This window comes from Alphaproteobacteria bacterium HT1-32 (genome assembly GCA_009649675.1).
Taxonomy (GTDB): Bacteria; Pseudomonadota; Alphaproteobacteria; order Rhodospirillales; family HT1-32; genus HT1-32.
In genome coordinates this window covers 357,318-371,249 of record WJPL01000001.1, presented here as the reverse complement: position 1 = coordinate 371,249, position 13,932 = coordinate 357,318, and the positions used below count along the sequence as shown (strand labels likewise).

The 13,932-nt window shown below is 59.0% G+C and carries 11 protein-coding genes; 7 read left to right on the top strand and 4 right to left on the bottom strand.

Annotated features, from left to right (window positions below):
* Window positions 1-21: 21 nt before the first annotated feature.
* From GH722_01710 to GH722_01680, 7 genes are all read left to right on the top strand, one after another.
* A complete protein-coding gene (locus GH722_01710; GenBank protein ID MRG70470.1) occupies window positions 22-801 on the top strand; it encodes an ATP-binding cassette domain-containing protein in 780 nt (259 codons plus the stop codon).
* Window positions 798-1,562, top strand: coding sequence for an ABC transporter permease subunit (locus tag GH722_01705; GenBank protein MRG70469.1), 765 nt, complete (start codon window positions 798-800; stop codon window positions 1,560-1,562). The genes GH722_01710 and GH722_01705 overlap by 4 nt, the downstream gene beginning before the upstream one ends.
* A gap of 8 nt (window positions 1,563-1,570) precedes the next feature.
* Window positions 1,571-2,995, top strand: coding sequence for a xanthine dehydrogenase small subunit (xdhA, locus tag GH722_01700; GenBank protein MRG70468.1), 1,425 nt, complete (start codon window positions 1,571-1,573; stop codon window positions 2,993-2,995).
* The gene (xdhB, locus tag GH722_01695) at window positions 2,992-5,331 is read left to right on the top strand and encodes a xanthine dehydrogenase molybdopterin binding subunit (protein ID MRG70467.1); all 2,340 of its coding nucleotides are present in this window, start codon (window positions 2,992-2,994) and stop codon (window positions 5,329-5,331) included. Before xdhA ends, xdhB begins: the two co-directional genes overlap by 4 nt.
* 23 nt (window positions 5,332-5,354) lie before the next feature.
* Window positions 5,355-5,834 (top strand): nucleoside deaminase, encoded by a 480-nt coding sequence (locus GH722_01690; GenBank protein ID MRG70466.1) that lies wholly within the window; start codon window positions 5,355-5,357, stop codon window positions 5,832-5,834.
* Between the two features lie 925 nt (window positions 5,835-6,759).
* Complete coding sequence (locus GH722_01685) at window positions 6,760-8,931, top strand: ferric reductase (GenBank protein ID MRG70465.1); 2,172 nt, start codon at window positions 6,760-6,762, stop codon at window positions 8,929-8,931.
* Between the two features lie 14 nt (window positions 8,932-8,945).
* Window positions 8,946-9,806, top strand: coding sequence for a peptidoglycan DD-metalloendopeptidase family protein (locus tag GH722_01680; protein ID MRG70464.1), 861 nt, complete (start codon window positions 8,946-8,948; stop codon window positions 9,804-9,806).
* Here GH722_01680 and GH722_01675 read toward each other — a convergent pair.
* From GH722_01675 to GH722_01660, 4 genes are all read right to left on the bottom strand, one after another.
* Window positions 9,800-10,570 (bottom strand): hypothetical protein, encoded by a 771-nt coding sequence (locus tag GH722_01675; GenBank protein ID MRG70463.1) that lies wholly within the window; start codon window positions 10,568-10,570, stop codon window positions 9,800-9,802. The two genes, GH722_01680 and GH722_01675, sit on opposite strands and share 7 nt — an antisense overlap.
* 145 nt (window positions 10,571-10,715) lie before the next feature.
* Window positions 10,716-11,849: a mandelate racemase/muconate lactonizing enzyme family protein gene (locus tag GH722_01670; protein ID MRG70462.1), complete on the bottom strand. Its 1,134-nt coding sequence runs from the start codon at window positions 11,847-11,849 to the stop codon at window positions 10,716-10,718.
* A complete protein-coding gene (locus tag GH722_01665) occupies window positions 11,849-13,351 on the bottom strand; it encodes a hypothetical protein (protein ID MRG70461.1) in 1,503 nt (500 codons plus the stop codon). Before GH722_01665 ends, GH722_01670 begins: the two co-directional genes overlap by 1 nt.
* The gene (locus tag GH722_01660; protein MRG70460.1) at window positions 13,348-13,809 is read right to left on the bottom strand and encodes a hypothetical protein; all 462 of its coding nucleotides are present in this window, start codon (window positions 13,807-13,809) and stop codon (window positions 13,348-13,350) included. The genes GH722_01665 and GH722_01660 overlap by 4 nt, the downstream gene beginning before the upstream one ends.
* Window positions 13,810-13,932: the final 123 nt, after the last annotated feature.

The window sequence follows — 13,932 nt, the reverse complement described above, 5'->3', positions numbered from 1 at the left end:
CTGACAGAGCGGGGTTATATTGTGGTCATCATTGATGATGTCACCCTGACCTACCGCGGGGCCTCGCAGGAGGTCGTTGCGGTACAGGGCTGTAACCTGACCGTCGGCCGGGGTGAATTCACCTCGGTCGTCGGCCCTTCCGGATGTGGCAAATCCACGCTGATGCGACTGGTCACCGGGCTGGTGAAGCCGACCAGGGGTCAGGTCTCCGTTGATGGCAAGCCGGTTGACGGCCCGGTGAAGATCGCCGGTATGGCCTTTCAGAATTCCAACCTGCTGCCCTGGCGGACGGTGCGGGACAATGTGCTGCTGCCGCTGGAAATCGTGCAGCCGCATCGCAGCCGTTTCCGGTCGCATCGCAGGGAATATGAGGACCGGGCTGAGGCGCTGCTGGCAACGGTCGGCCTGGCCGGATTTGGCGATCGTTTCCCGTGGGAGCTTTCGGGGGGGATGCAGCAGCGGGCCTCGCTCTGCCGGGCGCTGATTCATGAGCCTGAACTGTTGATGCTGGATGAGCCCTTCGCCGCGCTGGACGCCTTCACCCGCGAGGAGTTGTGGTGTGTGCTGCGCGACCTTTGGCAGCGCAACGGCTTTACTGTGGTTCTGGTTACCCACGACCTGCGGGAGGCCGCCTTTCTGGCGGACAGCATTCACGTGATGAGTGCCCGGCCCGGCCGCATCACCCTGACGAAACAGGTCAACCTGCCGCGCCCGCGCGATCTGGATGTCTGCTTCACCACTGACTTTACCGATATCGTCCACGAGCTGCGCGGCAAGATTGCCGAGGTACGGCAGGCATGATCACGCTCAATGAACGGCTTGCCCCCTGGGTCTTCACCATCGGGCTTTTTGTGGTCTGGGAGCTGGTCTGCCAGCTCTTCGATATCAGCCAGATTATCCTGCCTGCACCCAGCGATATCTTTGCTGCATTTCAGCAGCACTGGCGCCCGGTGCTGCGCCATTCCGGTGTCACCCTGTGGACGACACTTGCCGGGTTTGCGCTGGCAGTTGTGTTCGGCGTCTTCCTGGGGCTGGTGGTCGGATGGTCGAAGACGATCTATCGCGGGCTGTATCCGGTGATGGTCGGATTCAATTCCATACCGAAAGTGGCGGTTGTGCCGATTCTGGTGATCTGGTTCGGCATTGGCGAGGTTCCGGCGATCATCACCGCCTTCCTGATTTCGTTCTTCCCGATTGTCGTCAATGTCGCGACCGGCCTGGCGACGACCGAGCCGGAGCTTGAGGATGTGCTGCGGGCTCTTGGTGCCCGCAAGCTCGATATCATGCTGAAGGTCGGCATTCCCCGCGCACAGCCGTATTTTTTCGGCTCCCTGAAAGTTGCGATTACACTGGCATTTGTCGGGTCAGTGGTGTCCGAAACTGTCGCTGCCAATGCGGGGATCGGCTATCTGATGGCACTGGCCGGATCGAATTTCCAGATGCCGCTGGTGTTTGCGGGATTGGTCGCACTGGCAATTGAGGGTATCGTGATGTACGCGCTGTTCGCCTGGATTGAACAGCGGACAACCCGATGGGCCTTCCGGTCCTCGATGGGTGGCTGAGGTGCTGGATGTCTTCGATCACATTTTTGCTGAACGGCGAGAAGGTTTCCGTCAGTCAGCAACCGCCAACGACGACTGTTCTTAACTGGCTGCGTGAGCAGGCGGGGCTGACCGGCACAAAAGAAGGCTGCGCAGAAGGCGATTGCGGTGCCTGTACGGTGGCGCTTGGCAACATCATACGGGGCCAGATGCACTGGCAGGCGGTGAACGGTTGCCTGCTGACACTGGGACAGATCGACGGGAAGGCCCTGAAAACTGTTGAAGGACTGAGCGGGGCCGAAGGCGGGTTGCATCCCGTCCAGCAGGCCATGGCAGATGGCGACGGTACTCAGTGCGGTTTCTGTACCCCCGGTTTCATCATGTCGATGTATGCTTTCGGCGCCGGTGGAGAGCCTGCGGAAGACAATCTTATTCATGAGGCGCTGGCCGGAAATCTCTGTCGCTGCACCGGTTACCGCCCGATCATTGATGCCTGCCGTGAGAGTGCCCGGACCGAAAGTGGTAATGACAGTCAGGACGTCGCTGCGCTGTCCCGCCTGACGCCATCACCCAGTCTCCGCACGGGAGAACATTTGTTTCTGGCCCCGACAAGCAGCCGTGAACTCGGCATCATGATAAACAACCATCCGCAGGCCTGGCTGCTGGCGGGTGGTACGGATATCGGGCTCGAATTTTCCAAGAAAGGGGCGACACCACCGGTGGTGATTTCCACCGCGCATGTGCGGGAGATGCGTGAGGTTGAACAGACCGCCGATACCCTGACCTTCGGTGCTGCCGTAACCTATAGTGAATTGCTCCCCCACCTCGACCAGATCACACCGGCGTTCGGTGATCTGCTGCGCCGGATCGGATCGCGCCAGATCCGGAATCTCGGTACGGTTGGCGGCAATCTGGTGACGGCCTCGCCGATCGGTGACACGCTGCCCTGTCTGATGGCACTGGATGCCTCGGTGATGATACGGTCATCTGACACGGCACGCAGCCTGGCGGTGAGCGATTTCATTACCGGCTACCGCAAGACGGCTCTTATGCCGGGTGAGTTTGTGGAGAGCATTTCAATTCCTGTACCGACGGCAGGTGCCCGCTTTGCCGCCTACAAGATTTCCCGCCGCTTCGATCAGGATATCTCTGCCGTGGTTGCGGCCTATCTGCTCTGTCTCGATGGCGGCAGGGTCCGGGAACTGCGGGCCTGTTATGGCGGGGTCGGGGCGACCACCATTCGTGCGGTCAAGCTGGAGCAGGCGGTGACGGGCAAGGCCTGGACGGCAGAGACCGTGGCCCTGGGCATGGCGGCGCTGGCGGAAGATATCTCGCCGATGGATGATTTCCGGGCGACGGCAGCCTATCGCAACCGTGTCGCCGCAAATCTGCTGCAACGGCTCCATGCCGAGACTACGGATGGGGACACACCCGTCCGGCTGGAGGCGTTATGAACGAGACAACAAAGACCACCGGGGCCAGAGGGGCAGCCATCAGGGGCGGCGTGCATCAGTCTGTCCGTCATGACAGCGCCCGGGGGCATGTCACGGGCCGGGCGATCTATCTCGACGACATGCCACTGCCGCAGGGCAGTCTGCATGCAGCCCTGGTGCTCAGCCCGCATGCCCATGCCGGGGTGGTCAGCATTGATGCGACAAAGGCGCTGGCCGCGCCGGGGGTGCGAGCCGTCATCACGCCTGCGGATATTCCGGGCCGCAATGATATTGCCCCGATTCTGAAGGACGAACCGGCGCTGGCAGAGGTGGCGGAATATGTCGGCCATCCGGTCGCCGCCGTTATTGCCGACAGCTTTGCTGCCGCACAGGCAGCGGCAAGGCTGGTCGAGGTGGAATGGGATCAGCGTCCGGCCATCCTGACCATTGAGCAGGCACTGGAGGCGGGCAGCACCGTCGCCCGCGATCAGGTGATGCGCCACGGCGATCCGGAGGCTGCACTTGAGGCGGCCCCGCTGCGCCTGAAAGGCGAAGTCCGCTGTGGCGGGCAGGATCATTTCTATCTGGAAGGTCAGGTTGCCGTTGCCATTCCCGGTGAAGCCCGCGAGATGCAGGTCTTTTCCTCCACCCAGCACCCGACCGAGGTACAGCATGGTGTCGCCCATGTTCTGGGCCTGCCGTTCAATCAGGTCACAGTCGATGTGCGCCGTATGGGCGGGGCATTCGGGGGCAAGGAATCGCAGGCCACCATCATCGCGGCTATTGCGGCGCTGGGGGCATACAAGACGGGGCGACCGGTGAAGCTGCGCCTGCCCCGTGACGATGACATGGTGGCCACCGGCAAGCGTCATCCCTTCCTGATCCGCTATGATGTGGGTTTTGACGCAGAGGGCAGGCTGCTGGCACTGGATATGCTGCTGGCGGCAAATGCGGGCAATGTGGCGGACCTGACCGGCCCGGTGGTGACCCGTGCGCTGTGCCATGCGGATAACTGCTATTACCTGCCGAACGCCAGCCTGCGCGGGGTTGCCTGCAAGACCAACACCGTCTCCAACACGGCCTTTCGCGGCTTTGGCGGGCCGCAGGGCATGATCGCGATCGAGGGGGTGCTCGACGATATCGCCCGGCATCTGAAACTGCCGCTGGATCTGGTGCGGGCCCGCAACTTCTATGGCGGGGAGGGGCGCGAGGTCACCCCCTACGGCATGGAAGTGACCGACAACATCATCGGGCGGGTAACATCGGAGCTGGCAGCGCAGGCCGACCTCACCGGCTGGCGGGAAGAGGTCGATGCCTTCAATGCCCGCGGCGGCGTGATCCGCAAAGGTCTCGCCACCATGCCGATCAAGTTCGGCATCTCCTTCAACCTGCCGACGCTCAATCAGGCGGGTGCGCTGGTGCATGTCTATACCGACGGCAGCGTGCATCTGAACCATGGCGGCACGGAAATGGGGCAGGGGCTGTATATCAAGGTCGCCCAGGTGGTGGCCGAGGCGTTCCAGATCGATCTTGACCATGTGCGCATCACCGCCACCTCTACGGGCAAGGTGCCGAACACGTCGGCCACGGCGGCGTCATCCGGCTCCGACCTTAATGGCATGGCGGCTCTCAACGCGGCGGAGACCATAAAGGCACGTATGACGACCGTCGCCGCCGCCCATTTCGGGGTGGAGGAGGCAGAGATCGAATTTGCCGCGAACCGCGTCTTCGCCGGCAACCGCTCGCTTTCCTTCCCGGAACTGGCACAGAAATGCTGGGAGGGCCGGGTCTCCCTGTCTTCCACCGGCTTTTACCGAACGCCGGATATCCACTGGGATTTCAAGACCTCGAAGGGCCGGCCATTCTATTACTTCACCTATGGCGCGGCGGCGGCAGAAGTTGCCATCGACACCCTGACCGGTGAAACGCGGGTGATGCGGGCCGAACTGTTGCAGGATTGCGGCCGCAGCCTCAACCCGGCCATCGATCTCGGCCAGATCGAAGGGGCCTTCATTCAGGGCATGGGCTGGCTGACCGCAGAGGAATTGTGGTGGGACGGGGAAGGGCGGCTGCGCACTCACGGCCCCTCGACCTACAAGATTCCCGGCAGCCGCGATGTACCGCCGGTCTTCAACTGCCGCATTCTCGATGACGCGCCGAACCGGGAGGCGACGATCTTCCGCTCCAAGGCCATCGGCGAGCCGCCTTTCATGCTGGCGCTGTCGGTCTGGCTGGCCATCCGTGATGCGGTGGGAAGCCTCGGCCAGCCGGGGCAGCCCGTCCCCCTGCAGGCCCCGGCCACACCGGAACATATCCTCGCCGCCATCAGCGCGGTTACAGAAGGAAGCCCCTCTTGACCGATCCTCTCCCGGACTCTCGTATGGCCACCGATGACGACCGCCGTTTCCTCGCCCGTGCCGTCGAACTCTCCCGTCAGGGGATGAACAGCGGCACCGGCGGCCCGTTCGGCGCGGTGGTGGTGAAAGACGGGGTCATCATCGGCGAAGGCTGTAACGAGGTCACGACATCCTGCGACCCGACCGCCCATGCCGAAGTCGTCGCCATCCGCCGCGCCTGCACCCGTCTCGCTGATTTCAGCCTGAAAGGGGCGACCATTTACGCCAGTTGCGAACCCTGCCCGATGTGCCTCGCCTCCATCTACTGGGCAAGACTCGACCGCCTCGTCTACGCCAACACCCGCGACCAGGCCGCCCAGATCGGCTTCGACGACGCCTTCCTGTATGATGAGGTGCCCCTGGCCCCGCTGGAACGGAGCCTGCCGACCGTGCATCTGCCGGACGACGACGCGGAGGGTGTGTTCAGGTTGTGGGAGGAGAAGGCGGATAAGGTGGAGTATTAGCTGTTCGATTTCCGTACTATAATTTTCTGTTGATGAACGCAGCACGTACCCCAGTAAATATATCAAGCAGCATGAGAGACATGACTCCGTCTCGAATGAAAAACACGACTAGTATCAATATGCCGGATAGAACACCCTGGACAGGCACGCCGCGCAGGCCAATAACGCCGTCAGTGAGGAAAACAAAAATAATCAAATCAGAAGCACATATAATGACAATAAAAAATGGGTATACAATGAATACTTTTACTATTTTTTGTGACGAATTGTTTATTTTATGCGTAATAGTATTGAATCTAATTAATAGACATATGGAAATGGAAGTTATGGCAATAAAGTGTATTGTTGAATAAATTATAATATACGTAATATTTTCATATTTAAAATTATATTTGTAAAAAAATACCAGTGAAAATGTGTGTGCGATAGAATTTTGGTAAAAATATCCAATTTTTATAATAAAAATATATATAATTATTATTAATATTGAAATGTATAAAATTTTTTCTTTTAACTTATAGTAAAATTTATATTTATCGTTTATGTGATTTGATATGCACATTGAGGTGAAGATTGAAAAGATACATAATAATATGTATATCATAATAATTTATACTCAAATTAATGCGTAAATTTTACAAATAATCATCATTATTTCATTTAGTGTTATTACTTGATTGGCTGGCTGCAGTCCAAGGCTGGTGCGGGCTGGGTGACAAATCGTCTTAGATTTGGCCGATGCTCCAACCCCTTTGCCACCACCATCAGGTTTATAGATATCATATTAAACGCGGCAAGCGCGGCGGCATCAAGGCTGCTGTCCAATGCCCTGCTGCTGGTCGCCGTAAGCAGGGTAAATACGGTGAGGATCAGCTTTATCGAAAGAGTTCAGGTCGGTTTAGTTTGCAGCGGAAGATGTTTCGCTATGACTGATGGGGGAAATCAAGTTTGGGATGACAGGACGGTGCGTCCGGGTGCCAGTTTAAGGGGGGGGGGGCGAAAAATCCCTGCGGCTTTTCCGGGGCTTCCTTTAGACTGTGAGTCGGGGCCGTTGGGGAACGGCTGTGCAGGTCTTTCAGGGGGTATCATGGCGGATGGCAATGTGGGGGCGGCTGAGGCTGCGCTGCTAGCGGATCTGGAGCGGCGGTTCAGGTCAATTGCCGGTGAAGACGGGGTTATTGACCGGGATGAGTTTGCCGGTGCCCTGAAGCTGGGGGATGATTACTACGCTGACCGGCTGTTCGTCATGGTGGATGATGACAACAGCGGGTCCATTGAGCTTTCTGAATTCATGGGCTTTGTGGGCACCCTCGTTGATGGCGGCGAGCGCGAGCGCCTGCATTTTGCTTTCCGTCTGCATGACCCGGATGACAGCGGCGAGATTGATCGCGATGAATTGCGGCAGGTGATCGCCGCCAGTATCTCGCAGAACGATATCGAACTGCCGAAACAGGCGGTCGACGGGCTGACCGATGCCCTGTTCCGCCGGGCCGATACAGATGGCGGCGGCGGGATCAGCTTTGAGGAATTCATGGGCGTCATGGATGCCTATCCGGATTTCCGGAAGCATATGACACTCTCGGCAACCTCCTGGTTGCGGCAGCGCCGTCCGGCGGGTGAGAAGCGGCGTGGGCCGACACTGGCTGACCGGGTGCGGAAATTCGGGCGGCTGGTCAACAACAACCGGGCGGCCAGTGTTTTTCTGGTCATCTATGCGGCGGTCAATGTGGCGCTGTTTACCCATGCCATGCAGACCTATGCCGAACAGGGCGCGACGATTTTCGTGCAGATTGCGCGCGGCTGTGGTGCCTGCCTGAATTTCAACGGGGCGCTGATTCTGGTGCCGATGTTGCGGCATCTGCTGACCTGGCTGCGCCAGAGCCTGATTGGCGGGCTGCTGCCGATTGATGATTCCATCGCGTTTCACAAGCTGGTGGGCCATGTGATGATGGCCTTTGCCCTGGTGCATACGGCGGCGCATCTGGTGAATTATTCCAGCCTGCCGGAAAGCATGGGGCATTATCTGTTTTCCACGCAGGCCGGTCTGACCGGGGTGCTGCTGACCGCTGTCTTCGTGGTGATGTGGGTCTGTGCGATGGATTTCATCCGCCGTGGCGGACATTTCGAGCTGTTCTATTTCACCCATTTCTTCTTCATCCTGTGGTTCGGTTTTGCCCTGTTCCACGGACCGTCCTTCTGGCAGTGGGTGCTGCTGCCGGTGGCTGGCTATGTGATCGAGCGGATCGTGCGGACCGTGCGGACCAGCCGCAAGATGCCGGTTACCGCCATCGAGGCATTGCCGTCCAGCGTGACCCGGTTGCAGTTGCAACTGCCGGACGGGTTCCGCTATCAGCCCGGCGATTATGTCTTCATCCGTTATCCGCAGATATCCGGTCATGAATGGCATCCCTTCACGGTAACCACCTGCCCGGAAGAAACCGGCAAGCTGTCGGTGCATGTGCGTGGCCTTGGTAACTGGACCCGCAAGCTGCATGAACTGGCGAAGGCGCGGGCGGCAGGGCAGGCGGCGCCTAAAGCGGGGCTGGATTATGCGCTGATCGACGGCCCCTACGGGACGCCCAGCACGTCGATCTTCAAGTCGACGAATGTGGTGCTGATCGGGGCGGGCATTGGTGTGACCCCCTTTGCCGCGATCCTGAAAAGCCTGTTCATGCGGCTGGCCACGGGGGACAAGTCGGTCACCGTGGAAAAGGCACATTTCATCTGGATGAACCGGGACCAGTATTCCTTTGAATGGTTTTCCGGCATGCTGGCCGATCTGGAATCCCGCGACCCCGACCGTAAATATCTGGATGCGCAGGTTTATCTGACCGGGGTGAAGGTGGACATGACCTCTGCCGCGCTGGATGTGGCGATGGATGTCTATCAGGCGGAGACCGGCCGGGACCTGTTCACGGGCCTGCGCAACCGCACACATCTCGGGCGGCCGGACTGGCGGGCGATCTTTGCCACGCTGGCGAAGGAGCATGAAGGCGAGAAGGTCGATGTCTATTTCTGTGGCCCGGCGCCGCTGGCTGCCGTTCTGGCGACAGAAGCGGCCCGACAGGGCTTTGGTTTCCACAAGGAAAACTTCTGAGGACAACAGGCAGCATGATGACGACGGGGACTGACATGTCGGTTATCGCCGGTGTTCTGGCCGTCACGATGATTTCACTGGTCGGGATTGCTGAGGCAAAGGCTGAGAGTTGTGACGCCTGCAAGTCGATAGAAGGCTTTGTCGAGCCGTCGGAAATTGACCGTGAAGTCTCCATGATGGTGGGTGTCTTCAATGGTGGCACCGGCGATGACAATGTCGCAGTTCAGAAAGCCCGGGGGGTGATCGAAACCGGACTGGTAACGGCTTTCGCGAATGGCGGGCAATGCCCGGAAATCGACAGTGAGGCCTGGGCGATTGACTATTCCCATAAACGGCCCAGAGCGGCGTTACATAAAGGGGTCGATATTCCCCAGCCCAGAGGAACGGCAATACGCGCCGTCGCGGCAGGCGTGGTGGTCGGGAAATCGCGTAACCGGAGATCGCGCAAGGGGATCGAAGTAATCCTGCGCCATCGTCCGGAAGATACCGGTCTGCCGTTCTGGACCTATTCGCAATATACCCATCTGGAAGACATGTCGCCGCTGGCCATTGGCACGGCAGTTGCCATGGGCGATGCAATTGGCAGTACCAGCAACAGTGGCAAACAAGGCAGGCGTGAACGCCGGGATGCCCTGCATTTTGCTGTGCTCTACAGCCCGGTTCCTGAATGGTCGAACGATGGCAAGGCGGTTCTGCCGAAGGATGGTCGCTTCATGGACCCCACGGCTTTCTATCGTTTGTCAGGGCCGTGGGAGTCGGTTGCGGTGAGTAAATTGTCCGCTGCGGAAAAGCAGGTTTCTGTGCCCTGGATGGACGCCAGTGGCAAAACCACCCCGCCCGATACAAAGCGCATCTGGCCCTATCCCTGTCAGTAGAATGTGGTGCCCTGTGGCCGAGTCAGAAGAACAATCCGGTCGCCGGGGGCTTTCCCGCTGTCATTGGAAGAAGCTCGGGATGGCAGAAAGCTGCCGCCGCTTTCTTTATACTTTTTGATGGCGCTGACGATGGCGGCCATCCGGACGTTGTGCCGTTTTGCCAGATAGACATAGACGGGCAGTTCTCTGACCGGCGCAGCATGAAGCTGTGGATGGTGCTTTTTCAGCGCGGCCCATTCCACTGAATTGAGAAGCACAGCCACCGTTCGTTTGCTTTCCAGCATGTCGAGCAGGCGGGCCGCTGTGGTTGCGGTTACGGGATTGGCCAGGTTTCTGTGCTCACGCTCAGCCCAGCTGTTGCCCAGCAAAACACCGACCGGACGGTTGCCGATCTGGGTCAGTGAACGCAGCTCCGGATCGGGGCTGACCAGCAGGCCCTGAATCTCGAACAGTTTTTCAGGTACCGGTTCGGCGATTTCCTGAACGATTTCTGCATAGAAGGAATAGCGCAGTAATTCGCCGTCAATGTCGCCGGACAGCAATTGCCGGGATATCCGTCGGGGCGGCAGATAAACCAGGCTGTGACAGATTCCCGCCTGCGTGAACACTTCAGAAATGGTTGCGGCTACAACCCGGTGAACCGGCAAATCCTGAACGCCAAACCGCAGGCAGGTCTTGTCATCGGCAAGGGATCGTTCAGATAATCCGCTGAGCAGCAGTGCCAGAACGAAAAGCCAGACGGGGGTCGATATCACTCTTTTCATGGGGATAGACATCCCGGGATGATAATCAGATATCCGGATATATGCATAAACTTATTTGTTCTGTCTTATCCATAAAAATCAATTTCAGGTATATAGGCGCAAGAAGTGATAATCTTTAGTTGCACTTCGCAGCTGATTTATCAGATCAGAATATGCGGAATGCTTCGATATCGCAGCTGTCCGGGTCAACGCCATGTCCGGCTGTGTCCGGCAGGATCATGTCGCCGTCACGGATCAGCGAGAAGGGGCTGCCAAGCTGATCCCGGAAGGGGTTTTCGGTCAGGTCGAGTTCCAGCAGGCCGTCCCCGCCGAGGGCCGCCATCAGGTGAGCGGTGGCCATCAGCCCGACACCGCCGCCGAGATAATGCGGACAAAACCGCAGGCCCGCTGCATTGATGGCGTTGCCAAGCTGTAGCATGCCGGACAGGCCGCCCCACTTGATGATGTCCGGTTGCAGCACGCGGATGCAGCGATTGTCGATATAGGGGTCGAAAGCCGCAGATCCCCAGAAGTTTTCGCCAGCCGCCAGCGGGGCGCTGGCGATGCGCCCGAGGTTGCGCCATACGGATGGCGCGGAGTCGGCAGGAATTGGTTCTTCCACCCAGTTGAGCGGCGCAATTTCAGTCAGTTCACCAATCCGGGCGGCGGCATTATCGGCAGACCATGCCTGATTGACATCCACGGTCAGTCCGGCCCCGTCACCGGCAAGGGCGGCGAGTTCACCAAGCGCGTTCCGGTCTGCATCGGTGCCGAAGCCTACCTTCAGCTTGAAATGACGGATCCCCATGTCGCGGGCAACGGGCACCAGGTCAGCCTGGGTTCCGGCCGTCAGCGCGCTGGCATAGCAGGTCAGCCGGGTCTGGCCGGCAGTGCCGAGCATTTCATGCAGGGGCTTGCCGGCCCGGCGGGCGACCAGATCCCAGATGGCGATATCGACGGCGGCAATGGCCTGATCGATGGCACCGTGATCGCCGCACTGAATACGGATCGAGCGCAGACCGGCTGTCATCTGCTTCATCAGAGCCTGCGGGGTTGTGATGGTCTGGCCGGTGATCAGCGGTGACAGCATCTCCATCACGAAGCGGGCACGATATTCCGCCCCGAAGGCAGGCCAGTTGGAGAAACCCTCGCCCCAGCCAAACGATCCGTCCGATGCCTCGACACGGACCAGAAAGGCACTGCGTTCCGTCATGACCCCGAAGGCATTGCGCCGGGGGGTGACAAGGGGCGCACGGTAAACCCGGGCCTCGATCCGGGAGATGGTGACAGGTTCGGTCATCAGAGGCCTTTCGACTTGCGGGCAAACAGGCCCTTTAACAGGATGAAACTCAGTAATCCGACTGTTGAGACAGTCAGAATGGCAGTGATTGGACTGGCCAGTGCGGACAGTGGATCATCGCCGAACAATATCAGCACCCGCTCCATGTCTTCATCAAGCTGGCGTCCCAGAAACAAACCGATCATGAAGCTGAGCAGGGTGAAGTGATAGCGCCGGAAAAACCAGCCGATAAGCCCGAAAGCGAACAGCACGAAGACATCGAACATCAGTCCGCGAAAGGCAAAGGCGCCGACCGACATCAGCACCAGCAGCAGCGGCACCAGAATGCGTGACGGAACCGTGACAACACGACCGACGAAATAGGCCACGATGACGGCAAAGAAGCCAAGCAGCAGCATCTGAAGCATGTTGCCGAGGATCAGGCCATAAACCAGCGGGCCATTGTCGCGGAACAGCCCGATGCCGGGGACCAGCCCATGCAGCAGAAAACCGCCGAGAATGACGGCGGTGGAGGCGCTGCCGGGGATGCCAAGCGCCATCAGGATTGCCATTGCGCCACCTTCGGATGCGTTGTTGGCGCTCTCTGCGGCAATGACGCCATCCGGTTCGCCCTCACCGAACTTCTGATCCCGCCGTCCCAGTTTTTTCGCCAGCGAGTAACTGCTCAGTGAGGCGAGGGTGGACCCGGCCGCGGGCAGAACGCCGACGACAATACCGATGATGCTGCCCTGTGCCCAGATGCGGACCCGCCGGAAGACAAGGGTGACGCCCTGCCAGAGTTCGCGAAGATTGTTACCCCGGCTGACATCGCTGTCGCTGATGGCCGGGCGGGTGACGAGCGAAATCAGTTCGGGGATGGCGAACATACCGATGACGCAGAGGATAAGCGGCAGGCCGTCTTCCAGTTCGGAGAACCCCATCGTGCCGCGGGTGACACCGGTTGCAACGCTGGTACCGATGGTCGACATCAGCAGGCCTAGGGCACCGGCGAACAGAGAGCGGGTCAGATATTTGCCCTGCAACACACCAACGAAGATGATGACGAAGATGGTCAGTGCCAGCATTTCACCGGACCCGAACTGGAGGGCAAGCCAGGTCATCGGATGGATGGCCACCAGCAAAACCAGATAAGACAGAAGTCCGCCAATCACGGAAGCTGCGATCTGCAAGCCAAGCGCCAGATTATGTCGTCCCTGCCGGGCCATCGGATAGCCGTCGAAGGTTGTCGCGACCGCCCCCGGCGTGCCGGGTGTGTTGATAAGGATGGCAAGGATCCCCCCGCCTGTCAGACTGCCGGTATAAACGGAGGTCATCAGGATCAGGGCGGTCAGGGCATCCATCGAAAAGGTAAGCGGCAGAATGATCGCCAGCCCCAGTGCTGCCGTCATGCCGGGAATAACACCGATGATCAGGCCCAGCATCATGCCGGCGAAAATGACCAGTGGTGTCTGCCAGTTGAGCAGCAGGTCGAGGCCGGCTGACATGTTTACCCAGTCAATCATACGCCGCCTCCGGTAAGAAAGACCGGCCAGAGCGGCAGGCGCAGCCCCAGCATGAACGAGAAAAATCCGAGAATGAGGGCCATGCAAATTACGGGGGTGAGCACCAGCCATCGTCCGCGCAGGCCAAGAGCTGCGGCAAGTCCGACTGAAAACAGGACAGAGGAAATGACAAAGCCCAGAAAGGGAAGCGCCGCAGCATAAAGGATCATCCCGGCGAGCAGGGACAGCCGGCGTGGATCAGCCAGCCCGGTATCCTCCCGGTCGTCAGTCCGCCCGGCCAGCATTTCGATGATGACCAGAAAGCCTGCACCGCCCAGAAGCCAGACGAGGGGCTCTATCAGCAGGACTGATTCGGCGCCGCCATATTTATCGGCAAGCGTGCCCTGCAACATCCAGACAGCCCAGCCAAAGCCCAGAACCGTAACTGCAAGGACAGGAAAGATGGATTTCAGACGCATGAATGTTTCAGTCTGTTTGGTGTGTGGTCAGGTGCAATGAGATGTCAGGATATGAAGAACGTCCGGCCCTGTGAAGAAGCCGGACGTTTTATCCTCAGTCAGAAAACCTGACAGATCTGCTTT